The organism is Sphingopyxis sp. BE235 (genome assembly GCF_031457175.1).
Classification (GTDB): Bacteria; Pseudomonadota; Alphaproteobacteria; order Sphingomonadales; family Sphingomonadaceae; genus Sphingopyxis.
In genome coordinates this window covers 910,473-935,733 of sequence record NZ_JAVDWC010000001.1, presented here as the reverse complement: position 1 = coordinate 935,733, position 25,261 = coordinate 910,473, and the positions used below count along the sequence as shown (strand labels likewise).

At 65.2% G+C, this 25,261-nt stretch carries 16 protein-coding genes; 4 read left to right on the top strand and 12 right to left on the bottom strand.

What is annotated here, in order from left to right; translation table 11 throughout:
• Nucleotides 1-27: 27 nt before the first annotated feature.
• Nucleotides 28-906: a methyltransferase domain-containing protein gene (locus J2X38_RS04465; protein ID WP_310251706.1), complete on the bottom strand. Its 879-nt coding sequence runs from the start codon at nt 904-906 to the stop codon at nt 28-30.
• A gap of 108 nt (nt 907-1,014) precedes the next feature.
• Between J2X38_RS04465 and J2X38_RS04460 the strand changes: the two genes are divergently transcribed.
• Nucleotides 1,015-2,598, top strand: a complete 1,584-nt coding sequence (locus J2X38_RS04460; protein ID WP_310251704.1) for a winged helix-turn-helix domain-containing protein — start codon at nt 1,015-1,017, stop codon at nt 2,596-2,598.
• On the opposite strand, the gene J2X38_RS04455 is transcribed toward J2X38_RS04460, so the two are convergent.
• Entirely contained in the window at nt 2,595-4,241 is a 1,647-nt protein-coding gene (locus J2X38_RS04455) for a sulfatase-like hydrolase/transferase (RefSeq protein ID WP_310251702.1), read from the bottom strand. The two genes, J2X38_RS04460 and J2X38_RS04455, sit on opposite strands and share 4 nt — an antisense overlap.
• 121 nt (nt 4,242-4,362) lie before the next feature.
• On the opposite strand from J2X38_RS04455, the gene J2X38_RS04450 reads away from it, so the two are divergent.
• Complete coding sequence (locus J2X38_RS04450) at nt 4,363-4,989, top strand: TetR/AcrR family transcriptional regulator (protein WP_310251700.1); 627 nt, start codon at nt 4,363-4,365, stop codon at nt 4,987-4,989.
• Nucleotides 4,989-5,927, top strand: coding sequence for a formylglycine-generating enzyme family protein (locus J2X38_RS04445; protein WP_310251698.1), 939 nt, complete (start codon nt 4,989-4,991; stop codon nt 5,925-5,927). Before J2X38_RS04450 ends, J2X38_RS04445 begins: the two co-directional genes overlap by 1 nt.
• Here the strand turns inward: J2X38_RS04445 and J2X38_RS04440 are convergent.
• From J2X38_RS04440 to J2X38_RS04430, 3 genes are all read right to left on the bottom strand, one after another.
• A complete protein-coding gene (locus J2X38_RS04440) occupies nt 5,847-7,688 on the bottom strand; it encodes an arylsulfatase (protein ID WP_310251696.1) in 1,842 nt (613 codons plus the stop codon). The two genes, J2X38_RS04445 and J2X38_RS04440, sit on opposite strands and share 81 nt — an antisense overlap.
• Nucleotides 7,689-7,794: 106 nt before the next feature.
• Entirely contained in the window at nt 7,795-8,586 is a 792-nt protein-coding gene (locus tag J2X38_RS04435) for an enoyl-CoA hydratase-related protein (protein WP_310252695.1), read from the bottom strand.
• A complete protein-coding gene (locus J2X38_RS04430; RefSeq protein WP_310252693.1) occupies nt 8,580-9,356 on the bottom strand; it encodes an SDR family NAD(P)-dependent oxidoreductase in 777 nt (258 codons plus the stop codon). The genes J2X38_RS04435 and J2X38_RS04430 overlap by 7 nt, the downstream gene beginning before the upstream one ends.
• A gap of 383 nt (nt 9,357-9,739) precedes the next feature.
• Here J2X38_RS04430 and J2X38_RS04425 point away from each other — a divergent pair, with 383 nt between their 5' ends.
• Nucleotides 9,740-11,329 (top strand): Na+/H+ antiporter, encoded by a 1,590-nt coding sequence (locus J2X38_RS04425; RefSeq protein WP_310251694.1) that lies wholly within the window; start codon nt 9,740-9,742, stop codon nt 11,327-11,329.
• Nucleotides 11,330-11,428: 99 nt separating this feature from the next.
• On the opposite strand, the gene J2X38_RS04420 is transcribed toward J2X38_RS04425, so the two are convergent.
• The 7 genes from J2X38_RS04420 to J2X38_RS04390 all read right to left on the bottom strand — a co-directional run bounded on the left by J2X38_RS04420 (nt 11,429) and on the right by J2X38_RS04390 (nt 25,219).
• Nucleotides 11,429-13,750 carry a GH92 family glycosyl hydrolase gene (locus J2X38_RS04420; protein WP_405053427.1) on the bottom strand — a complete coding sequence of 774 codons (2,322 nt, stop codon included), beginning with the start codon at nt 13,748-13,750 and terminating at the stop codon, nt 11,429-11,431.
• A 74-nt stretch (nt 13,751-13,824) separates the two neighbouring features.
• Nucleotides 13,825-14,745 carry an ROK family protein gene (locus tag J2X38_RS04415; RefSeq protein WP_310251692.1) on the bottom strand — a complete coding sequence of 307 codons (921 nt, stop codon included), beginning with the start codon at nt 14,743-14,745 and terminating at the stop codon, nt 13,825-13,827.
• A gap of 150 nt (nt 14,746-14,895) precedes the next feature.
• On the bottom strand, nt 14,896-17,226 hold the full coding sequence (locus tag J2X38_RS04410; RefSeq protein ID WP_310251690.1) for a GH92 family glycosyl hydrolase: 2,331 nt from the start codon (nt 17,224-17,226) through the stop codon (nt 14,896-14,898).
• Nucleotides 17,227-17,237: 11 nt separating this feature from the next.
• Complete coding sequence (locus J2X38_RS04405) at nt 17,238-18,674, bottom strand: glycoside hydrolase family 125 protein (protein WP_310252689.1); 1,437 nt, start codon at nt 18,672-18,674, stop codon at nt 17,238-17,240.
• A 14-nt stretch (nt 18,675-18,688) separates the two neighbouring features.
• Nucleotides 18,689-21,010 (bottom strand): GH92 family glycosyl hydrolase, encoded by a 2,322-nt coding sequence (locus J2X38_RS04400; protein ID WP_310252687.1) that lies wholly within the window; start codon nt 21,008-21,010, stop codon nt 18,689-18,691.
• Between the two features lie 17 nt (nt 21,011-21,027).
• Nucleotides 21,028-22,101 carry a glycoside hydrolase family 43 protein gene (locus J2X38_RS04395; RefSeq protein ID WP_310251688.1) on the bottom strand — a complete coding sequence of 358 codons (1,074 nt, stop codon included), beginning with the start codon at nt 22,099-22,101 and terminating at the stop codon, nt 21,028-21,030.
• Nucleotides 22,102-22,213: 112 nt separating this feature from the next.
• The gene (locus J2X38_RS04390; protein WP_310252685.1) at nt 22,214-25,219 is read right to left on the bottom strand and encodes a TonB-dependent receptor; all 3,006 of its coding nucleotides are present in this window, start codon (nt 25,217-25,219) and stop codon (nt 22,214-22,216) included.
• Nucleotides 25,220-25,261: the final 42 nt, after the last annotated feature.

Below are 25,261 nucleotides of genomic sequence, written 5' to 3'. Positions count from 1 at the left end.
GAATGCAGGAGCGGCATCGGCAGGGTCCTATTTGCGGACGGTGACCTTGAGATAGGTCGCCGGAATTTCGGTGCGATCGGCACCGCCAAAATTTTCGCGTTCGAACAATTGTTCGAGTTCGGTCTGCAACTCGGCGCGGCGGCCGCTTGCCTCGGCGGCAGCAAAGGCGTTCATCGTCGGGCCGTAATAGTCGCGGAAGATCGCGAGAAATTCGCGCGGGCTTCCCGCATAGCGGAAGGTATAGGTTGCGCGTTCGCAGCTGATCCGGTCCTGCGCGATGCCCGCGGCGCCGAAGCGTTCGCGCACTGCCTCTTCCTGTCCCCAGGTCACCGGGCTGATGAAGCCTTCGGGCGGCGGCGGGGTGTAGGCGGCGCAGATCTTGAGCACCTGCGCGATGAGGGTCGGATCGCCGGGGATCCAGTTGCCCATCACGATGCGCCCGCCGGGGCGCGTCACACGGACCATTTCGGCAGCGGTGTCGAGCGGCCGCGGCGCGAACATCGCACCGAAGATGCTGACGACGAGATCGAAGCTGTTGTCGGCGAGTCCATCGAGGTGCGAGGCGTCGCCTTCCTCGAAGCGGAGGTTCGACAGGCCGGCTTCGCGGGCGCGGACATTGCCGGCGGCAACGAGGTTCGATGCGATGTCGACGCCGAGCACCGTCGCGCCGCGGGCGGCCGACGGCAGCGCGGTCGTGCCGTCACCGCAGCCGAGATCGAGCACGTCGAGCCCGGCATGCACGCCGAGGCTCTCGATCAGCGCATCGCCGCTTTCGCGCATGCACGCCGCGAGACGGGTAAAATCTCCCTTCTCCCAAAGAGCCTTGTTCGGGTTACCCGTCGTTGATAGATTTTCGGTTTGCGGCGCGGTAGGCGCCGTTTCCGGCCTGGTTGTTGCGAGCGTCACGATAGCCTCCTTGAACGGAACCGGGTGCCGGTTCGATATGACGCTGAATAGGCTTTCCGTGGTCCCATGCTTGAAGACGGCATGGAGAAGTTATGGAGAAATGCTGGCTTGTCGTTCGGCGCCGCCCTGATCTACCGCTTTGCAGGCTTCGAGCTCGATCCGGGCAAGTTCGAACTGCGCGAGCACGGGCAGGCGAAGCATCTGGAGCCGCAGGTGCTGTCGCTGCTGATCCTGCTTGCCAGCAATGCCGACCGCCTCGTCAGCAAGGACGAGATTATCGAGAAGATCTGGGGCGGCCGGATCGTCTCCGAAGCCGCGGTGGCGTCGCGCGTCAAGGCGGCGCGGCAGGCGCTGGGCGACGACGGCAAGGAACAGCGCTTCATCCGCACCGTCCACGGCAAGGGCTTTCGGTTCGGTGCGCAGGTCCTGTTCGAACAGGCGCCCGGGCCCGTGCGGCGGTTCGCCGAACCCGCCGCCGATCGATCGCCCCCCGCCTCCGCCGCGGAAGAGCGGCCGTCGATCGCCGTCCTCCCCTTCCATCTCATCGGCGGCCCCGGACCGCTGTCGGTTGTCGCCGATGCGCTCGCCGACGAACTGATCGGCGACTTGTCGCGGCTGCGCTGGCTGCTCGTGATCGCGCGCACGTCGACCTTCCGTTTTCGCGGGCAGGAGGCGGGCTGCGAACAGGTCGGCGCCGCGCTGGGTGTCCGTTATTGCCTGACCGGCACGCTCGAGGAAGCCGCCGGCCGCGTCATCCTGTCGGTCAGCCTTGCACGAACGAGTGACAGCGCAGTGGTGTGGGCCGACCGCTTCACCGCCGGCCGCGACGAATTGCACGAGCTGCGCTGCGAGGTGCTTGGCGCCGTGATAGCCAACCTCGAAACGCGGATCGTCCAGAACGAAGTCGAGCGCGCGCGCCGCATGCCCGAGTCCGGGCTCGACGCCTGGTCCTCCTATCACCTCGGGCTCGACCATATGTTCCGCTTTAACCGGTCGGACAATGCGCGCGCGGCCGATTTGTTCGCGCAGGCGCTGGCACGCGATCCCAATTTCTCGCGCGCGCTGTCGGGGCTGTCCTTCACGCGCTTTCAGGATTGCTTCCTGCAATATTCGGACGACCCCGACGCGATGGCCGAGCAGGCGCGGTCGCTTGCCGAGCGCGCGGTGCAGCTCGATCCGCTCGACCCCTTCGCGCACCTCAACCTCGGTCGATCGCTGTGGTTTGCCGATGCGGTGCCCGAAAGCATGGAGCGGCTGTCGGCGGCGATCGCGCTCAGCCCCAATTATGCGCAGGCGATCTATTCGAAAGCCTGGGCCGAGATGACGCAGTGCGATGTCGGGCACAGCGACGAACATGCCGAACTGGCGCTGCGCCTGAGCCCGCTCGATCCGCTGCGCTATGCGATGCTGGGGGTGCGCTCGGTCAGTGCGTTGATGCGCGGCGACCATCAGAGCGCACTCGACTGGGGCGAGCGCGCCGCGCAGTCGCCCGGCGCGCACAAGCATATCGCGGTGATCGCGGCGATCGCCGCCGAGGCGTCGGGCAATCACGAGCGCGCGGCGCAGTGGATCGGGCGGGCGCGGCAACTCGACCCGCAAGTGTCGCGGGGGACTTTCCTGCGATCCTTCCCCTTTGCCGCGACGAGCGGACGCGAGATGATCGAGCGGGCGCTGCAGGGCACCGGGCTTTAGTTCGTCCAGTAGACATAATCCTGGCCGTCTTTCCACGGCGCATTCTGCGGCACGTCGATCCGCACCGGCGCTTCGACCAGTCCCGGCCAGATGGGCTTGGCCATGCCTTTGTTCTGCGCGTCGATCATCGCGCGAAGCTCGGCGACGCGCTGTGGCTCGCTTGCCGACAGGTCGCGCCGTTCGGTCGGATCGACCGCGAGATTATAGAGGCGCGCCTTTTCGGGCCGCTTCGTCACCTTCAATTTCCAGTCGCCCGCGCGCACGGCGCGATAATCGCCCGAGCGCCAATAGAGCGCCGTACGCTTTGCGGGGCCCGCCAAGATATTCTCGCTGTCGACGATCCGGTCGGCCGGCACCTTCGCGCCCGCCGCGGCCGCGATGGTTGAGAAGAGGTCGATATGCCCCGTTGCATCGGCGCGCGTCGATCCGGGCGCGAGATGCCCCGGCCAGCGCATGAAGAAGGGGGTGCGGATGCCGCCTTCGAAGAAAGTGGCCTTCCATCCGCGATAGGGTGCGTTCAAGTTGTCGATGCCCGTGTACCAGGCGCCGCCATTGTCGCTGGTGAAAATCACAAGGGTGCTGTCGTCGATCCCCAGCTCTTTCAGTTTCGCCATCACGTCGCCGATGCGCCGGTCGAGCTGCGCGATCATCGCGCCGTAAACGCGCGTCTTGTGATCCCTGATCTGCGGCAGCTTTGCATAGTCCGCTCTTGTCGCCTGAAACGGCGTGTGCGGGGCGTTGAACGCGAGATACAGGAAGAAGGGCCGGTTCTTGTTCGCCGCTATCGCCGCTATCGCCTCATCGGCGAAATAATCGGTCATATGCCCCTTGGGATGGAAGCGTTTGCCGCCGTTGAAGGTCACGGCATGGCGCAAATTGGCCCACAGGAAATGGTCGATGCGGTCCCACGGCAACTTCGCATTCACCGCATCGGCGTCATCCTCGGGCAGAAACATCGCCGCGCCGCCGAGCACGGCAAGGCTTTCGTCGAAGCCCTGCGCGTGCGGCTGCAGCGCCGGCGACTCGCCCAGATGCCATTTGCCGATGTGCAGCGTGTGATAACCCGCAGCCTTGACCGCCTCGGCGATCGTCACTTCCTTTGCGGGCACGCCCATGTCGGGATAGGCGGGGATGTCGGGCGTGATCAGATCCTTGTGGAAGATCGCCTTGTGCGGCCCGATCCCCTCGCCGTGCGAAACGCTTTCGGCGAACTCGACCGGCACCGCGGTATATTCGAAACCGAAGCGCGTCGGGTAGCGTCCCGTCATCATCGCCGCGCGCGACGGCGAGCAGGTCGCGTTCGCGGCATAGGCGGTGGTGAAGTTGGTTCCTTCGCGCGCGATCGCGTCGATATTCGGCGTCTTGACGATCCCGCCCGCGACCCCGCCGCCATTGAGGCTGATGTCGTTGTAACCGAGATCGTCGGCGACGATCAGGATGATGTTGGGCGGACTTTTGCCCCCCGGCGGAGTGGCATGCGCCTTCGCCGGACCCTGCTGCCACACGACCGCGCGGTTCGGCTGCACCGGATCCTTCCAGTCCTGAACGATACCCGGAAGCTTGTATTTATTCGCCTCATAGGCCCAATAGCCACCCGCGCCCGCGGCGGCCACTACGCACAGAGCAACCCATGTTTTCTTCATCTTCGGCCCCTATTCCCTGCGCTCGGCTTGCTCCAAAACTATTGGCACTATATGTGTCACTATATTGGCCGATACGCAAGATTGTTTGACCCCGGCGCCAAGCCGGGCCAGCAGAGAGGTCATGACGACAGGGGTGAAGAAGATAGACGCGCCAAAGATCGAGCCCGGCAGGGTCGACGGCCGCCGCGAACGCGGGCGGTCGAGCCACAAGCGCATCGTCGAGGCGATGATGGAGCTGATCGTCGCGGGCGACCTGTCGCCGAGCGCGGCGCGCGTCGCCGAAGAGGCGGGCATCGGTCTGCGCACCGTATTCCGCCATTTCGACGATATGGACGCGCTTTATGCCGAGATCACGGCGACAATCACCGAGCGCGTGATGCCGATCGTCGTGGCGCCCTATCCCGACCAGCCGTGGCGCGCCAATATGGGGGAACTCGTCCGCCGGCGGGTCGACGTGTTCGAGGCGACGCTGCCCTTCCGCCTTGCCGCCAACATCAAGCGTTACCAGTCGCCCTTCCTGATGGGACAATATAGCCGCGTCGTGATGCTCGAGCGCGAGCTGATCGTCCGCCTGCTCCCCGCTTCGGTCCGCGCCGACCGGATCGGCGTCGAGGCTTTGTGCGCCGCGCTGTCTTTCCAGACCTGGCGCACGCTGCGCCACGACCAGAGCCTGTCGGCCGAAGAGGCCGGGACGGTGATGGGGCAGATGGTCGAAGCGGTGATGACCACAATCGTCGAAGAAGATTGATGCGCGACGCTTCGGTCCTGTTGTCGCTCGCAATGCTCGGCGCGCTCGCGGCGTGCGGCGAAGCGAAGGATGCGCCGCTTGCCGAAGCGAAGGCGCCCGAATGTCCGGCGATCCCCGCAGAACATTATGTGTGGATCCCGGGCGCGACCTTTGCGATGGGCGCCGACGCACACCTGCCCGAAGAAGGCCCGGCGCGCGACGCGACCGTCGCGGGCTTCTGGATGTCGACGCACGAGGTCACCAACGCCGAATTCGCCGAATTCGTGAAGGCTACCGGCTACAAAACGCTCGCCGAGCAGGACCCGCCGAAGCTGCCCGGCGCACCGCCCGAAATGCTGATCCCGGGCTCGGCGGTGTTCACCGCGCCGACCGACGGCAATCCGAACTGGTGGCGCTGGGTCGTCGGCGCCGAGTGGCGGCATCCGGCAGGCCCCAAGACGAATATCGACGGACGCGGCCGCGACCCGGTGGTGCAGATCGGTTATGACGATGCGCTCGCCTATGCCAAATGGAAGGGCAAGGCGCTGCCGAGCGAGGAGCAGTGGGAGCTGGCCGCCGCAACCGGCGGCGCCGACCGCAATGTCCCGGTCGACAAGGCGGGCAAGCCGCTGGCCAATTATTATCAGGGCGCCTTTCCGGCGCGCGACCTCGGCACCGACGGCTTTACCGGTCGCGCGCCGGTCGCCTGCTTCCCCGCCGACCGGCATGGCGTCCACGACCTGATCGGCAATGTGTGGGAATGGACGACGAACAAGGCGGGCGGCGAGAGCAATGTGATCAAGGGCGGCAGCTTCCTGTGCGCCGCCAATTATTGCGCGCGTTATCGTCCCGCGGCGCGCCAGTTCCAGGAACGCAGCCTAGGCACCGACCATATCGGCTTTCGCCTGATCGATACGGCGCGCCCGGCGCCGGCGGCGAAGGCCCCAGACAAGGGCTGACAGCAGCACGGCGATCCCGCCAACCCACAGGCCGAGACGGATCAGCCGCGGCTTGCCCTGTTGCTCGAAGGCATAGGCGTTGATCTGTTCGTCGGCGGTGTAGCCCGCGGGCATGTCGAGCACGCCGTTCGCCTTCGCATAGGCGCGGTAGTCGGTTATCATCGCGGCGAAGCGGGCGGGGTCGGCCGCGGCCAGGTCGCGCGTTTCGCCGGGGTCGGTCTTGAGATTGAACAGGCGCCATTTGCCGTCGCCGGTCGGCGCGAGGTTGCGCACCAGCTTGTAATCGCCGCGGAACAGCGCCGCATTGCCCGACAATTCATAGCCGAGCGGCGCGTCGCCATGGACGCTGCCCTGCTGTCCTTTCAGCATGGGGACGAGACTGCGCCCGGTGACGGGCTCGACCGCCTTGCCCTGCCAGCTTCCGCCGTGGCCCGGCACGCCGGCAAGCTGGGTGAGCGTCGGCATAATGTCGGTGACATGCGCGAGGCCGTTGCTGATCGCGCCCGCGCGGATCTCCGCATGGCCCGGCCATGTTATGATCAACGGAACGCGCAGCCCGCCTTCGGTGGCGCTGAACTTGTACCCCGACAGGGGCGACGCCGCGGCGCTCGCCCAGCCCGGCCCGATCGCGGCGAAACTGCCGCGCCGGCCGATGTTTGCGGTGGCGAGGTCGTACTGCATATCGAGGTACAGGCGGTTGCGCAGGCTGTTGAAGGGGTTGGTCGGCTCGGCGCCATTGTCCGAGAGGAAGACGAAGATCGTGTTCTCATAATCGCCCGTGGCCTTGAGATGCGCGACGAGGCGGCCGACCTCGCGGTCCATCGCGGTCGCCATCCCGCCATAGGCCTGCATCACGCGCACCGCGGCGGCGCGCTCTTCGGCGTCGAGTTTTTTCCAATCGGGCGTCGTCGCCATCGTCACGATCGGCACGCCCGCGGGCACGATGCCGAGCGCCGCGGCGCGCTTCGCCCGCGCGGCGCGGAGCGCTGTCCAGCCGTCGCTGTACATCGCCGAATAAAGCGCGATGTCGCTGTCGGGCGCCTGGATGGGGATATGATTGGCAAGAAAGTTGATCGACGCGAGGAAGGGTTTGCCGCTTTTCCGGTCCGCCTCGATGTAGTCGATCATCCGCTGCACGACGAAGCGCGACGAATAATAATCCTTGGGCAAGGTCGCAGGCTTGCCATTCTCGGTCCATGCGGCGCTGTCGTACATGCCCTCGATCGGACGCTGTTCGAAATTGTCGGCGCCGGCATCGGCGAGGCTGTAGGCGCGGTCGTAGCCGCGCGCGTGCGGCAGGCGCTTCGCGTCGCTGCCGAGATGCCATTTGCCGGTGAGGTAGGTGCGATAGCCCGCCGCCTTCAGAAGCTGCGCGATCGTGACGACGCGCAGGTTCATCACCGTATCGTAACCGGGTTTGCCGCGATGCTCGTCGGGGATCGTCTCGGGCATGTTGCCGAGCCCATTGCGGTGATTCATCACCCCCGTCTGCAGCATCGCGCGCGTCGGCGAGCACGACCCCGCGACATGGAAATTGGAGAAGCGCATCCCCGCTTTTGCCAGTGCGTCGATGTTCGGCGTCGCGATTTCGGAACCGAACGAACCGACGTCCGAAAAGCCCCAGTCGTCGGCAAGCAGGATAACGATGTTGGGGTGCTTTGGCGCGGATGGAGCGCGCTGCGCCTGCGCGGGCGCGATGGTGATCAGGGCGCCGATAATGATGATGGCAGCACGCCGGGACCCGCCTAAGCGACCCGGCATTTAGTGGTCCTCCTGCGTACTGCCATCACTCCCACCCCCTCGGGATATGGCACTTACTATGTCAATATATTCGCGAGTCAATGGGGGTGATACGGAAGCCTTAACCTTATCGCTCGCGATAGTCGGGAGCGCGCTTTTCGAGGAAGGCGGCGAGCGCTTCGCGGTGGTCATCGGTCGCCGAAAGGATGACCTGCTGGCGGTCCTCGATCGCCATCGCCGCGTCGAGACTCGGCGCATCGAGGTTGAGGTTCAGCGCCTGTTTCGAGAGGCGCAGGCCATAGGGCGACGTCGCCAGCATCTCGTCGGCGAGCGCGAGGCCGCGGCCGAGTAATGCCTCTTCTTCGACGACCTCGCTGACGAGGCCCGCGCGCAGCGCGCGCCCGGCATCGATGAAACGGCCGGTCAGGATCATCTCGGACGCGAGGCTCGCGCCGACGAGGCGCGGGAGGAAATAGCTCGACGCCATGTCGCAGCCGCCAAGGCCGATGCGGATATAGGCGGCGTTCGCCTTGAACGAGGGCGAGGCATAGCGCACGTCCGATGCGAGCAGCAGCGACAGGCCGCCCCCCGCCGCGGCGCCATGGCCGAGCGCGATGATCGGCTGCGGACAGGCGCGCATCTTGCGGTAGATATTGCCGATGCGCGTCTGGGTGCGCAGCGTGCGGAGCACTGGTGTTTCGTCACTCGACCGGTCCTCCTGAATATCGAGCCCGGCGCAGAAGCCGCGCCCTGCACCGCGCAGGATGACGACGCGCACGTCGGGGCGCTCGGCAAGCCCGCCGAAATAGGCGTTGAGCTCGTCGACCAGCGCCTCGTTGAGCGCATTGAGGCGTTCGGGGCGGTTGAGCGTCGCGATCTCGACCGCGCCGCGCGCCTCGATCAGCAGCTCGGTCACAATGTCTGCCCGTCGTCGACGGTGATCACGCTGCCGGTGATGCCGAGCGCGGCGTCGGAGCAGAGGAGCAGCAGCGGCGCGTGGAGGTCGCTCGGCGGACGCATCCGCTGGCGCGGGAAGCTCTTCACCATCGCCGCGCCGACGTCGCCCTCGAACAATTCGGCGGTCATTTCGGATTCGAAATAGCCGGGCTGGATCACATTGACGCTGATCCCGCGCCGCGCCCATTCGCGCGCGAGCGCTTTCCCGAGGTGGCGCACCGCCGCCTTGGTCGCGCCATAGACCGAGGTCGCGGGAAAAACCTTTTCGGCGGTGATCGAGCCGATGAGGACGATGCGGCCATGCTGCTTTTCGCGGCTGCCCGCCTTATCGAGCCGCTTGGCGCCCTCGTTCGCGGTCAGGAAGACACCGCGGACATTGGCCGCGAGCAGGAAATCGACGTCGGCGACCGACAGGCTCATCGCCATCTTCTCGGTCGCGACCCCGGCATTGGCGACAATCGTGTCGACGGTGCCGAATGCCGCCTCGGCGGCGTCATAGGCGGCGATCGTCGATGCCTCGTCGGTGACGTCCATGCTGACGGCGATCGCCTGCCCGCCCGCGGCTTCGATCGCGGCGACCTGCTCGGCCAGCTTGTCGGCGCGGCGCGCCGCGAGCACGACCTTCGCTCCCGCCGCCGCCAGCGCCTTGGCAAAGCCCGCACCGAGGCCCGAGGACGCCCCGGTCACCAGCGCCACGCGTCCCTTGAGGTCGAATTTCGGTTGCTCCGCCATCATACTCCCTTTCCTTCGTTTGCTATGCATTGACCCTGATTGACGTTCGCGTCAACCGGACGCGCGGCCTCGCTGAAAAACCGCAAGAAACAGGTTGACGAACATATTTTGTTCTCCTAATGTTCTCTTGTGCACACCAAACCTCATCCCCCGTCGCGGCTGCCGAGCGCGGCGGGCGGGGGATAAAGGTTCCTCCTTTTGCATTCCGCAGCCCGGCATGGCTTACCCCCGTCGCGAAGGCCGCCAAGCTTTTGAGCTTGCCCAATCTCCAGCATTGAACTCGGCGGCAAACGCCGTCACAAATGGCCTCGTCGGATTGGACGAAACAAGGGGCCTCCATATGTCAGCACCGTTCGGCGACGCCATGGACCGGACCTGATCCGATGCACCCCGTCGAAACCTTCGAACTCGTCCTCGGGCTGCTCGCGCTCGTCATCGGGCTGCACTGGCTGGCGCTGAAACTGCGCTGGCCGCCCGCGACCGCGCTCCTTGTCGGCGGCGGCGCGCTCGCTTTCATCCCGGGGTTGCCGGCGATCTCGCTCGACCCCGAACTCGCGCTTGTGCTGTTCCTGCCGCCGCTGTTGATGGACGGCGCCTATTTCACCGCGCTCGGCCGGTTTCGCCGCCACCTTCCCGGCATCCTGTCGCTCGCCGTGGGCGCGGTAGTGTTCACGACGCTCGTCGTCGGCGTGGTCGTCCACATGATCTTGCCCGAACTGCCCTGGGCGGCGTGCTTCGCGCTTGGCGCGATCGTCTCGCCGCCCGACGCGGTGTCGGCGCGCGCGGTGCTGAAGGGCGTCCATTTGCCGCGCCGGCTCGAAGCCCTGCTCGAAGGCGAAAGCCTGCTCAACGACGCGACCGGCCTCATCCTCTTCCGCTTCGCGGTCGCCGCGACGCTCAGCGGGGTGTTCCACACCGGCGAGGCGATCCAGAGCTTTGCCTTCGTCGCGATCGGCGGGGTGATCGTCGGCGCGCTGGTCGCCGCGGGGTGGATTTTCCTCGCCAAGCGCCTCCACGACCGCATGCTCGTCATGCTCGTCACGATCCTGCTGTGCTGGGCCGCCTATATCGCCGGTGAAGCCGTGCATGTGTCAGGCGTCATCGCGACCGTCACCGCGGGCCTTGCGATGGGCTGGTATCAGCATGAGATATTGTCCGCCGACGTCCGCCTCCGCGCCAATTCGGGGTGGTTCATCATGGTGTTCGTCCTCGAAGCGCTCGTCTTCATCCTGATCGGCTTTTCGCTGCGCGGCGTGATCGAACGGATCGGCGGGATCGAGGCGATGCCGCTGTCGTGGACCATCGTGATCGCCGCGGTCGTGATCACCGTTACCATCGCGCGCTTCGTGTGGATTTTCGGGTCGGAGGCGCTTCTGGGTATCGCCCGCAAGGTCGGACTGGAACGCGCGCGGCCGCTGGGCTGGCGGCAAGCGACGGTGCTGAGCTGGGCCGGGATGCGCGGCGTCGTGACGCTGGCGGTGCCGCTGACCCTGCCCGTCGACATGCCCGGCCGCGACCTGATGCTGATCTGCGCTTTTGCGGTGATCTTCGTGACCGTCGTCGCGCAGGGGTCGAGCCTCGGGATGCTCATCCGCGCGGTGAAGCCGATCGACACCGATCCGCCCGCAAAAATGGCGCTGCCCGCTGCCGAAGCCGCGATGGCGCGCGCGCGGTTCGCGGTGATCGAGCGGCTCGCTTATGACGAGAACGGGACGCTGATCCATCCGATGATGCTCGAAGAACATCGCAAGCGGATGAATTTCATGGAGCGGTACGAGGCCGACGCCAGCACCGCGATGGACGGGCTACGCTCGCATTTCGACGTCCTGCTGCAGGCGATCGCCGCCGGGCGCGCCGAGCTGCTCCGTATCCATCGCGCCGGGCTGATCGAGGACGAGGTTCTTCACGAACTCGAACGCGACGTCGACGTCGAGGAACTGGCGATGACGCTGCAGTTCGGCGAACAGACCTAGAGTGCGTTCGGTTTTGATTGAATCAAAACCGGCACTCTAGATTCTAGTTTTACCGCGTTTTCTGAGTCGTCAGGTGATTCCACCTGACTTGAAAACGCTCTAGCGCGCGGTCGACTGCGAATAGGGCCGCGCGCCCGGCGCCTTGCCCCACGCGGTGTCGGGCTTTGCCTGCATCGTGAAGCGCAACGTGCCGCCGCTGCGGATTTCGGCGTCCGAAATCCAGCTGCGCGTCAGCGGCTTGCCGTTGAGCTCGACCTTGCCGACGTAGCGGTTCGCATCTGAAAGCCCCGCCGTTTCGACGGTGAAGCGCTTGCCGCCGGGCAGGTTCAGCACCGCACGGTCGACGAAGGGCCGGCCGATCACATATTGGTTTGACCCCGGCGCGACCGGATAGAAACCAAGACCGGTGAAGACGAGCCACGCCGACATCTGGCCGAGATCGTCGTTGCCCGACAGGCCGTCGGGGGTCGGCTTATACTGGCTGTCGACGATCTGCTTCAGCCGCTCCTGCGTCCGCCACGGCGCGCCCGCATAGGCGTAGAGATAGGCGACGTGATGGCTCGGTTCGTTGCCGTGGATATATTGGCCGATCAGCCCGGCGATATCCTCGGCATGGCTATAGTCGAGCTTCGAGTTGTCGTAATCGAACATCGCGTCGAGCTTGGCGACCGTCTTCGCGTCGCCGCCGAGGATGCGGAAGAGCGCGGCCTGATCCTGCGGGACGAACCAGCTGTACTGCCAGGCATTGCCCTCGGTATAGTCCGAGCCATAGTTGATCGCGGTCGGATCGAAAGGGGTGCGGAAGCTGCCGTCGGCCTTGCGCGCGCGCAGCCAGCCGGTCTTGGCATCGAAACTGTTCCGCCAGTAACCCGCGCGTTTGTAGAAGCGGTCGGCGATGTCCTTCCGCCCCATCTTCTCGGCCATCCGCGCGATCGTCCAGTCGTCATAGGCATATTCGACCGTCTTCGACGCTGCCTCGGGCTCGCGGTCGATCGCGACATAGCCGAGCTTCATATAATCGCCGAGCCCGCCATAGGGGGCGTATTCGGCGCTCGCGACCATAGCATCGAGCGCTTCGTTCGCGTCGAAATCGCCCACGCCCTTCATATAGGCGTCGGCGATCACCGGGACGGCATGATAGCCGATCATCGTCCAGGTTTCGCGGCCGTGGAACTGCCACACGGGCAGGATGCCGTGCGGGCTCACCTTGCGGCTCGCGACGAGCGATTTGACGATGTCGCTGTTCATCGCATCGGGCTGGACGAGCGTCAGCAGCGGGTGCTGCGCGCGGAACGTGTCCCAGAGCGAAAAGGTCGAGCGGAAGGTGAAATCCTTCGCGGCGTGGACCTGATCGTCGGGGCCGCGATAGCGCCCGTCGACGTCGCTCCACACGCTCGGCGCGAGCAGGCTGTGATAGAGCGCGGTGTAGAGATTGGTGCGCATCGGCGCGGGCGCCTCGATTTCGAGTGCGCCTAGGGCTTTGCGCCATTCGCCTTCGGTCCGGGCACGGATGGCATCGAAGCCCGTGCCTTCTGCATCGAGGTTGGCGATCGCGCCGGCCTCGTCGACCCCGGATAGCGCAACGCGCACTTCAAGCGGGCCGGCAAGCGCGCCGAAATCGAGGCGGGCTTCGAGCGCCTTGCCGAGCTTTTCGGCGAGCGCGTCGCTGCCGCGGCCGGGTGCCTGGAAGCCCTTATACGCGACCTTCTCGTCGCGATCGAGGAAGGCGTGGCTCTTGAGCGGCGCCGAGAAGCGCATCGCGAAGAAAAGCTTGCGCCCCGGCGCCCAGCCGCGCGTCTCGCGGAAGCCGGTGAGCGTGCCGTCGGGTCGGAGATGCAGCCCCGACCAGAGGATCTTGCCCGGATAATCGTAGAGCGACGAGCGGAGGTCGAGCAGCAGGTGCGCCTGCTTGCCCGCGGGGAAGCTGTAGCGATGGACGCCGACGCGCGTGCCCGCGGTGAGTTCGGCGCGGATGCCGCTGTCGGCGAGCGTGACGGCGTAATAGCCGGGGCTCGCCTTTTCGGTCGCATGGTCGAAGCGCTGGCGATAACCCGAGCCGGGCTGTTTCGGATCGCCCGGATCGAGCTTGACCCCACCCGCCTGCGGCATGACGAGGATGTCGCCGAGGTCCGAATGGCCCGCGCCCGAGAAGTGGGTGTGGCTGAACCCCTGGATCGTCGGGTCGTTGTAGCTGTAGCCCGCGGCGTGATCGTAACAGTCGCGGATCTGGCACGTCGCGTCGGTGTCGGGCGACAGCTGGACCATGCCGAAGGGCGCGGTCGCGCCCGGGAAAGTATGGCCTTCGGGGCCGGTGCCGATCATCGGATCGACGAAGCCCAGCGGATCGGGCGCCGGCTGCTCGGCGAAGGACTGGATCGGCATAAGGGCGAGCAGCGCGGCAGCGGCGGACAGGCGTTTCATCGCGCCCTTGTGCCGCCGGGCGGGCGCGCTGTCCAACGGCGAAAGGACAGATATCGCTACGCCGCCGTCGCTGCTCATGCGGGCGCGCCCACCGCGTCCATCGCCAGCGCGATCGCACCGAGCGGTCCCGCCATCGTCCCGAGTTCGGGTGCGGTGACATAAGCACCGTCACCCGGAATCTGCATATAGCCCGAGAGGCTCGCTTCGAGCTTCGCGTTGATCCGGGGAAGCAATTGCGGCTGGCCGGCAAGCACGCCGCCCCCCATCGCGACCCGCATCGGGCCGGTCGTGCAGGCGAGCGAATGAACCATCGATGCAAGCGTGTGCACGATCGGTTCCCAGACCGGGTCGTCGGCCGCAACGTCCGCCATCGGCCGCCCGTTCAGCCGCGCATTCAATGCGGTGCCCGAGGCGAGCCCCTCGACGCAATCGTCGTGGAAGCGGCACACGCTCGGCGTCTCGTCGCCCTTCAGGCGCGGCACCAGGACATGGCCGATCTCGCTGTGGCTGAAGCCGCGCGTCGGCTTGCCATGGACGATCAACCCGACCCCGACGCCGGTGCCGACGGTGACATAGGCGAAATCCTCGAGACCGCGCCCGCTGCCCCAGCGAATTTCAGCGAGCGCCGCGCCGTTGACGTCGGTGTCGAACCCGATGGGAACGCCGAAGGCCGATTGCAGCGGCCCGAGCAGGTCGGCGCCTTCCCAATCGGGTTTGTTCGTCGCGCCGATCCGACCATAGCCGGCCTTGGCGGGGTCGAGCCTGATCGGACCAAAGGATGCGATGCCGAGACCGCAGAAACCATTCGACCCGGCCCACTCGTCGAGCACCGCCTTGATCGCGGGCAGCGTTTCCCACGGCACGGTGGTCGCGATTGTCCGCTGGTCGCGAATGTCGCCCGGCCCCGCGGCGAGCGTGACGATGCACTTAGTGCCGCCGAGCTCGACGCCGGCGAACAGGCGCGCTTCACCGCGGTCTTTTGCGGGACCATCCATCAGCGCCACCCCTTCGCTCGATCGCTGAGGTTTCTGAAGGGTGCCGGGCCGCAGCGCAAGGCCGAACGTGTCGGGATTTGGAGAGATTTCACAACGCATTCCGTTCTTATCATTTTATTTTCGTTACCAAAAACTTGTCGCCAATTTGCTTCACGCGGGGGCAGAACCGAAGGAGGGCGGACGGTCGGCCTTCGCGGTGCCGAACGCTGACGGCTTGGCGCCCATTTCGAAGACGAGTTCGCCGCCGCCGATCAGGTCGGCGTGCGCGATCCAGTTCTTGCTCCACGGCTTGCCGTTCCAGCTGACCGACTGAACATAGGGCCGGTCGGCGCCATTGCCCTCGGCGCGGACGGTCAGCGTCTTGCCCGCCCCCACCGTCACCTCGGCGACGTCGAACAACGGCGATCCGAAGACGTAGATCGCGCTCACCGGATCGACGGGGTAGAAGCCGAGCGCCGAGAGGATGAACCACGCGCTCATCTGGCCGCAGTCGTCGTTGCCGATCACGCCGTCGGGGTCGTTCTTGTACATTTCAACGAGGAGCCGCCGGATCATCGCCTGCGCCTTCGCGGGCGCGCCGCAATAGGCGTACATGTACGCGACGTGATGGTTCGGCTCGTTGCCGTGCGCATATTGGCCGACCAATCCCGAAATGTCGGGCGGCGCATTGTCGGGCAAGGTCGAGGGCGCGTTGAACAGCGCGTCGAGCTGCTTTTCGAACGCCGCGTCGCCGCCGAAATGCTCGATCAGCCCATAGATGTCGTGCTGGTTGAGGAAGGTCGCCTGCCAGCCGTTCGCCTCGGTATAGTCGCGCCATTTCTTGACGTTATGGCCGATCTGGACGGGGTCATAATCCTTCCACCAGCTGCCGTCCTTGAAGCGCGGGCGCGCGAAGCGGGTTTCGGGGTCGATGACGCCGCGGTAATTTTGCGCGCGCTTGCGCAGCGCCGCCGCGTCGTCCTTAGCGCCGACCGCATCGGCGAGGTGCGCCATCGCCCAGTCGTCATAGGCATATTCCTGCGTCCGGCTGACCGATTCCCACACCTCGTCGCACGGGATGTAGCCGAGGTCGTAATAGAAGCCGCGGCCGAGCGTGCTGTCGATGTCCTTGTAATCGCGGTCGAAGGCGCGGCGGCGGATGTTCGGCCAGGCGGCGGCATAATCGGCCTTGATGCCCTTGGCGTGCGCCTCGGCGAGCACCGACACGCCGTGCCAGCCGATCATGCACGCGGTCTCGACCCCCTGCAGCGGCCAGACGAGCGGCCCTGCCGGGCTCTGCGCGGTCTGGCGGCAGATGTCGCGCACGAGCAGCGCGGCGCGCGCAGGATCGATCAAGGTCAGCAGCGGATGGAGCGCACGATAGGTGTCCCATAGCGAGTAAGTGCTGAACGCCTCCTCGCCTTTCGCCGCCTCATGCACCTGCCGGTCGAGCCCGACATAACGCCCGTCGCGATCGGTGAAGAGCGTCGGCGCGAGCTGCGCGTGATAGAGCGCGCTCGTCATGATCGTGCGCTGCGCCTCGGTGCCGCCCGACACGCGGATGCCGCCAAGCGCCTTCGCCCAGGTGCCGCGCGCGGCCTTGACCGCGCCGTCGAAGTCCCAGGCCGGAACCTCCTGCGCCAGCGCATCGCGCGCGCCCTGGACATCGACCGCCGAGAGGCCGGTCTTGATCAGGACCGGCGGGCCACCGGCATCGTCAAAGAAGAAGGCGACCTTCAGCTTGTTGCCCTTGATCGACGTCGCGCCGTCGGGGGCGGGCTTGCCGTCGTCGCCGAAGAACTGCACGCGATCGGGCCGCCGCGACATCTGCATTGCGAAATGGATGCGCCGGCCCTTGGCCCAGCGATTGACCTGCCGGCCGCCGGTCAGCATGCCGTCGTCGCCAAGGTCGAGCGACGCGTCCTCGACGACGATGCCCTTGTCCCAGTCATCCTCGATCGCGTGCGCGAAATCGATCAGGATATGCCCCGGCCCCTGGCCGAAACGATAGCGGTGCAGCCCGCAGCGTTCGGTGACGGTGAGTTCGGCGAGCACCCCGGTCTCGAGCTTCACGCGGTAATAGCCGGGCTCGGCATGTTCGTCCGAATAGCGCTGGCGGTAGCCCTCGCCCGGTTTCTCGATCGTGCCGGGTTCGAGCTTCAGTTCGCGCCGCGTCGGCACCACGAGGATGTCGAGCATGTCGCCGATGCCCGTGCCCGACAGATGCGTGTGGCTGAACCCCATGATCGAGCCATCTTTCTGATGATAGCCCGAGCAGGCGTCCCAACCATGCGTGTTCGTATCGGGGCTGAGCTGCGCCATCCCGAACGGCAGCGACGCGCCGGGAAAGGTGTGGCCGTGCCCGCCGGTGCCGATGAAGAGGTTCGGCTTGCCAAGGGCGAGCGCTTCGCCCGCGGCGCGCGAACAGCCGGCAGGGATCGCGCCGCCGAGCGCGAGCAGGCCCGTGGTGGCGAGAAGCTGGCGGCGGCTCGTGGTAATCATTCTATCCCTCATCACAGCGGCCGCGCCAGCAGTGCCGGGCGCTTGTCGGCGACCTCGACGATCAGCTGGCCGAACAGCGCGTTCGCCCACGCGAACCAGCTCCGCGTGAAGTTCTTCGGATCGTCCTTGTGGAAGCTTTCGTGCATGAAGCCGGTGCCGCCGTGCGTCGTCTTGAGCCAGCGCAGGCATTGCAGGATCGTCGCATCGTCGTCGGCGTTCATCGCGCGGGTGATGATCGACATCGGCCAGATCATGTCGAGGCCGATATGCGGGCCGCCGATCCCTTCGGCCGCCGTGCCCTTGAAGAAATAGGGGTTGCGGTCGGACCAGGCGAGCGCCGCGGTGCGAAGGAAGATCGGGTCGTTCTTGTCGACGACGTCTATCAGCGGCAGCCCCGACAGGCTCGGCACATTGGCGTCGTCCATGAACACCCAGTTGCCGAAGCCGTCGATCTCATAGGCCCAGACCTGACCGCCCTTGCCGTCGTCGATCAGCGCGTGCGCCTTTAGCGCGGCGTCGACCTCGGCAGCGAGCGCTTCGGCTTCGGTCGCTGCGGCATTGTCGCCACGCGCCTCGCGGTGAACGGCCGCGATCTTGCGCAGCACCGACACCGCGAACAGGTTCGACGGGATCAGGAAAGGATAGAGGCACGCATCGTCCGACGGGCGGAACATCGAGTGGATCAGCCCGACCTTCTTCGTCGGTGCGCCATAACCGCTCAGCATCACGCTGTCGGTGGGCTGGAGCGCGGGGCGCTGGAAGCTGTACGGGCCGGGGCCGTCCTTGCGCTGCTGTTCGCGGAAGGTCGCGACCGCGAGCTTCATCGCGCGCGACCATGTGTCGTCGAACGGCGCCTTGTCCTTCGTGCGCGTCCAATATTCGTGGGACAGGCGCATCGCGTAGCAGAGCGAGTCGATTTCCCATTTCCGCTCGGCGACCCCCGGCTTCATCTCGGTCTTGTCGGTCTGCGACCATTCGAGCTTCGACGGCGCGGTCGGGTCCTTGTCGAACGCATTGGCGTAAGGGTCGATCAGGATGCAGCGCGCCTGCCGCTGGATCAGCCCCTGGAACAGGCGCTTGAGCTTCGCGTCCTTCGCGACGAGGTGGATATAGGGCTGCACCTGCGCCGAGCTGTCGCGCAGCCACATTGCCTCGATATCGCCGGTGATGACGAAGGTATCGGGGCGGCCGTCGAGCGTGCCCGTCTGCACCGTCGTGTCGAGCGTGTTCGGGTAGCAATTCTCGAACAGCCAGGCGAGTTCGGGGTCGGCGATCTTCGCCTTCACGCGCGAAATCTCGGCCTCGATCGCGGGGCTGGTGAAGGCGCGCTGGGCGGGCGCCGGGCGCTTGCTGGTGAAGGCACCGGCGGCGCGTGCGGCGGTGGGCATCGCGGCCGCCAGCGCCAGTGCGCCGGCACCGGCCATGATCTCGCGGCGGTTGGGGGTCATGCTCATCTCCGAAATCATTTGGAAGCCACGCTGATCGAGAAGGGCGCATCGGCGGGGGCGGTGCCCCATTGCTTGTTGGGTTTGGCGCCCATCACGAAGTCGACCGTGCCGCCCTGCGACAAAGCGCCGTGGGTGAAATAGGTCTTGCTCTGCGGCTTCCCGCCGAGCGCGACCGACTGGAGATAGACGTTCGCATTGCTGTTGTTCGCGGCGTTGATCGTCAGCGTCTTGCCGTTCGGCATCGTCAGCACCGCCTTCTGGAACAGCGGGCTGCCGATCGCATATTCGCCCGTTGCCGAGGCGACCGGATAGAAGCCCAAAGCCGAGAAGACATACCAGGCCGAGGTCTGGCCGTTATCCTCGTCGCCCGGATAACCATCGGGCGCCGACGAATAGAGCTTTGCCATGATGTCGCGCACATGATGCTGCGTCTTCCACGGCGCACCCGCCCAATTGTAGAGATAGGGCATGTGCTGGATCGGCTGGTTGCCATGGGCATATTGGCCCATGTCGACGATCTGCATCTCGCGGATCTCGTGGATCACCTGACCATAATAGCTTTCGTCGAAGATCGGCGCGGTGGTGAAGATCGCGTCGAGCCGCTCGACGAATTTCTGCCGCCCGCCCATCAGGTTCATCAGCCCCTGGACGTCCTGCATCACCGCCCAGCTGTAATGGAGCGCGTTACCCTCGGTGAAGGCGTCGCCCCACTTGTAGGGGTTGAACGGCGTCGACCACGAACCATCCTGGTTGCGGCCGCGGATCCAGCCGCTCTGTTTGTCATAGAGCTTGCGGTAATTGAGCGCGCGCTCGGTATATTTCTTCGCATCGGCTTCCTTGCCGAGCAAAGTTGCGAGCTGCGCGATCGAGAAGTCCGCAGTCGCATATTCGAGCGTCCGCGCGGCATTTTCGTTGATGCCGACGTCGTAAGGGACATAGCCGAGCCGGTTGTAATATTCGGCGCCCTCGCGCCCGACCGCGGCGATGACCTTGCCCGCCTTGTCCTTGGGCCGGCCCTCGCTCGTCGTCGCATTCTTGATCATCGCTTCATAGAGCGTCTCGACGTCGAAACCGCGCACGCCGTTGAAATAGGCGTCGGCGATCAGGTTCGCCGAGTTCGACCCGATCATCACGTTGCGATAGCCGGGGCTCGCCCATTCGGGCAGCCAGCCGCCTTCCTTATAGGTGTTGACCAGCCCCTGCATGATCTGGCTGTCGAGGTCGGGGTACATCAACGCGAAGAAGGGGAAGACCGCGCGCCACGTGTCCCAGAAACCATTGTCGGTGAACATATAGCCGTCGTGGACCTTGCCGTCGTACGGGCTGTAGTGGACGATCTTTCCGTTCGCGTCCTTTTCATAGAAGACGCGCGGGAATTGCAGCATCCGGTAGAGCGACGAATAGAAGGTACGGACCTTTTCGGGGTCGGGATCGTTCACGCGGATGCGCGACAGTTCCTTCTCCCACGCTGCCTTCGCCTTCGCCTGCGTCGCATCGAAGCTGTCGCTGCCGATTTCGCTGCGCAGGTTCAGCAACGCCTGTTCGGGGCTGATGAACGACGAGGCGACGCGGACATGGACCTTGTCGCCCTTCTTCGTCTTGAAGCTCAGCACCGCGCCGACATGATCGCCCTCGCGCGCCAGTTCGTTCGTCGGCGCGTTGTCGCCGGCCCAGGTGCGCGCGAGCGTGAAGTCGCGGTCGAATTCGGCGACGAAATAATTGTGGAAATTGTCGGGCACGCCGCCGTTGTTGTTGCGGACATAGCCGGTGATGCGGCGGTTCTTGACGTCGACCTTGACCATCGATCCGCCCGCGAGGCCATCGAGCAGGATGTGCGCGTCATCGCTTTCGGGGAAGGTGAAGCGGAACTGCGCGGCGCGTGTCGTCGGCGCGACCTCGGCGGTCACATCATAGTCGGCGAGATAGACTTTGTACGAATAGGGGCGCGCGACCTCGGCCTTGTGGCTGAACCAGCTGCCGCGTTCCTGCTGCTTGACCTTCACCGGGCCGGTTTCCGCCATCAGCGCGAAAGCGGCATAATCGTTCATCCACGGGCTCGGCTGGTGCGTCTGCTTGATGCCGCTGATCTTCTCGCCATCATAGGTGTAGCCCCAGCCGCTGCCGGGCTCGCCGGTCACCGGGGTCCAGCTGTTCATGCCGAACGGCACCGCGACCGCGGGATAGGTGTTGCCGTACGACAGGCGATAGCTCGAATCGGTGCCCATCAGCGGATTGACATAATCGACGAGCGCGGTCTGGTTCGCGCTCGATTGCGCGAGCGCCACCGGCGTCCCGACGCTGGTGAGCACGAGCGCGCTTGCGGCGGCGCTCAGCATCGTCTTGCGGATCGTCTTCACTTCGTCTCTCCCCTGTTCGCCGTTCGTGCCGGCAGCGGGCGCGCTGCGACGCCCTTATTTGTCATTATCACCGGAGCGATCGTGCCGTCGGCGTTGAAGGTCATGCGGTCGATCGCGAGCTGGCGGCGCTCGCCGCTCTGCTGATCGAGCGGACGGCGATGATAGACGATATACCAGTCGTCGGTGCCCGGCACATTGACCACCGAATGATGCCCCGCGCCGCGCGCGATCTTGAAATCCTGGCTCAGAATCTTGCCCATCGGCTTGAACGGCCCGGTCGGCGACGGTCCCATCGCATAGGCGACCGAATAGTCGGGGCCGGTCCAGCCGCCCTCCGACCACATCAGATAATAGACGCCTTTGCGCTTCACCATGAACGAGCCCTCGACATAGCCGGGGGGCGTGATTTCCTTGTAGGTCGTGCCGTCGGCAAAGGGCTCGATCGAGGTCAGATCGTCGCCGAGGCGCACGACGTTGCAATGCTTCCAGCCGCCATAATAGAGATAATGCTGCCCATCATCGTCGCGAAAGACGAACTGGTCGATCGGCTGCGCGCCATTGTGGAAGGCGTCGATCAGCGGCTTGCCGATCGCATCCTTGAACGGCCCCTCGGGGCGGTCGCTGACCGCGACGCCGATACCGCCGAACTGGTCGTCCGACTGGATGTCGTTCGCACCGAAGAAGAGATAATATTTGCCGTCCTTCTCGATCGCTGACGGCGCCCACACGGCATAGGCCGCCCAGGCGACATTCTCGACGTCGAGGGCGTGGCTATGCTTCGTCCAGTGGACGAGGTCGGGCGATGAAAAGACGTTGAAGAAGGTCTGGAAATGATAGGACGGGCGAACCGTCTTCTGCTCGCGCAGCTTCTGCTGCTGCTCGTTGAAATGCTGCGAGAGATCGGGCGTCTCGCCATGGTCCGAATAGGTCGGATAGATCCAGTAACGGTCGCCGAAAACACGAATTTCGGGATCGGCGTACCAGCCGGGAACGATCGGATTCTCTGCCGTAGCGGAGCCGCCCGTCAGCAGCGCGGCACCGAAAACCAGCAATTTCAACCCGACACGCACCCTGCGTCGCTCCCCGTTTCGCTCATTACCATAGTCATACCCGCTCGCCCGGAAAGAGGTGGGTGGCTCCTTGCGGAGCCACCCAAGGGGGAGAGCTGGGGTATGGGCCCCATCAGAACTTGTACGAAACGCCAACGTAAGCGCGGCGGCCGAAATAGTTGCTGCGGACGAAGCGGTCCTTGGTGTCGTTACCAAGGTGCTGGCGCTCTTCCGATTTGGTCAGGTTGATGACCGAAGCGGTGAGCATCAGCCCGTCCATCAGCTCGTACGAGGCGTTGATGTCGACCTGTTCATAGGGGTCGGTGTAGACGTTGAGGCCCGACTGGAGCCCGCCGACGACTTCGCCGCGGCGGTTGTATGAGGCGCGGACGAGGAACTTGTCGGTTTCGTAGAAGACCGACGCGTTGACCTGCGTCTTCGCGCTGCCGACCAGCGCCGACTTGCCGACGGTTTCGCCGTCAAGCGTGATGTCGGCGACCGAGGTGTCGTTATAGGTGAAGTTCACCTGCGCCCCGAGGCCGAAGTCCAACGTGTGCTGGGCATAGACTTCAACGCCTTGCGACACCGCGTTCGAACCGTTGGCGACCGTCGAATAGGGCTGGATCAGCACCTGCTCGCCGTTCACTTCGCGCGTCACGTCGAGCACGAGCGGCACGACGAAGTCCGAGACTTCCTTGCGGAACACACCGGCACCGAGCACCGAACCGCGCTTGAAATACCATTCGACGCCCAGGTCGTATTGCCACGCCGAGAAGGGCTGGAGATCGGCGTTGCCGCCGCTGCCCGACCAGCCCTCGAACTCGCCGAACTGGCCGCGGTCGAAGGCGTAAGCCGCCGAACGATAGGTGAGCGAACGCTGCGAGCCGAGGTCGTTGAACGAAGGGCGCGCGATCACCTTGGCGACCGCACCGCGGACGACGATGTCGGGGGTGACTTCATAGACGACGTTCAGGCTGGGGAGCCAGTCGGTGTAGCTCTTCGACTGATCGATCTGCGTGTTGACGATCACTTCGCGCTCGGCAAGCGGCCGCACCTGGCAATTGCCGTCGGGAGCGAGCGGCACATTCGGATCGAACGGTCCGCCCGGGCCGTCGACGCAATAATCGTTGAGGAATTGCAGACGATCCGAGGTCAGGCCCGACTGCTTCGTGTGCGCGACGCGGACACCGATGTTGCCGCGCAGCGGACCAGCCTCGAAATCGGCCTGCACATAGCCGGCGAACACCTTTTCCTTGAGGTCATAGGTGTTGTTCGGCTCGGGCACCCGCACCGAGGGGCCATAGGTGTCGTTGATATAGTCGAGATAATTGCTGAAATTGATGCCCGGGAACGAGCTTGCATCGAACCCGCCGGCGATGTTGCCGATCGGATTGTCATAGAAATATTCGGGCCGCGCGACCGCGCCCTCGGGCGTGTCCTGATAGCGCCGCTTGGTCGCCGGATCGGCGTACCATTCATTGCGGCCGGTTTCGCGGTGGATGCTCATCTCGCGCCACTTGCCGCCGACGCGGAACGCGCTCAAAAAGCTGTCGAAGCGGCGGACAAGATCGAGCTGCGCATAACGCTGCGAGATCGCGCTGTTGGTGAAGCCCGACCCGGTCGAGCCGACGTCAATCTGCGCAATGCCGTTCTTGATATTTTCCTGCAGCTCGGGCGAGAATTCCATGTTGAGATTGCCGCCGGTGAAATCCCACGCGCTCAGGAAATTGCCGTTCTGCTCCTGCCCGGGGATCGTCAGGCGCGGCTTCACAGCGACGCCGAAGCGCATCGACGGACCGCCGGTCGCCTTCGTCTTGCCGAATTTCAGCACCGCGTCGAAATTGTCCTGATTCCAGGCGACCTCGGTCTCGAACGTGTTCGAAACCTGCTTTTCGCGGCTGTAAGAACCCGCAATCTGCGGCGTTTCCATCGTGCAGGGTGTCGGCCGGGTAAGGCAGCCGGTTCCCGCGGCGGGCACCTGGAAATTCGCCGACTGGAAGATCGTGCCGCTCTCGTCAAAGGTCGGTCCGGTGAAGAAATTGCCATAACCCCATTCGGGGATCTTCAGCACATTGCTCTGCCAGTTGCTCTTGTAATCGAAGCGGAAATAATTGGCGGTGACGGTCAGGTTTTCGATCGGGCGCATCTGCGCGGTCGCCTGGATGCCGAGACGCTTGCGCTGCTGCGAAAAGACTTCGGCGTTCACCGACTGCGGCGCCCAATAGCCCGAATAATGCTTGCCGTCCTGCCCCGTCACGCCCGTGCCCGGCCAATAGGAAATCGCGTCGTCATTCTCGAACGGATTGCCGTTGACGTCGGTCGCGGGGGTGATGATGTCGCCGTTCGGGGCGCGGTCGCTCCACCAGCGCCAGGTTTCGGTCGAGCCGCGCAGCTCGCGGTTCGAACGTTCCTGATAGGTCGCACCGATCAGGAAACCGAGCCGCTCTTCGGGGTCTTTCCATGAAATCTGGCCGGCAATCTGTGGATCGAATTTCTTGGTCGTGTCCGAATAGGTGCCCTCGGCCGAGACGAAGCCCGACCAGGCCGGCAGGTCGAACGGACGGCGGGTGTTGAGGATCACCGTGCCGCCGACGCCGCCTTCCTCAAGCCGCGCTTCGGCAGACTTGTACACTTCGGTGCTGGCGATAAAGTTCGACGGCAGCAGGACATAGTTGAACGAGCGCGACGGATCGCCGCTGTCGGCGCCGGCGATGAAATTGCCGTTGAGCAGGGTGAGCGTCAGGTCCGACTGGAGACCACGAATGCTGACGCGGCTGCCCTCGCCGCCGTCGCGGGTGATGATCACACCGGGGACGCGCTGCAGCGCGTCGGCGACGTTCTTGTCGGGGAATTTGCCGATGTCTTCGGCGGTGATGACTTCGATCAGCGAGTTGGCTTCGCGCTTCTGTTCGAGGCTCTGCTCGATCGACTTGCGATAGCCGGTGACGACGATCGCATCGCCCGATGCCGCCTCTGCCGCTTCATCCGCCGGCGGCTGCGGCGCCGGTGCGGGCGCGGCCTGCGCATAAGCCTGTCCGGCGCTGCACAGCGCTGCGAGCGTGCCCGCGCCCAGCATCAGTTCGCGGATCAGCGCCGCGCGCCGCGCCGCTTTCGCTGAATGGATTTGTCCTGCCTTCATCACATCGACCTCCCTGTTCGAGGGGCTGCTCGCCCCCACTCG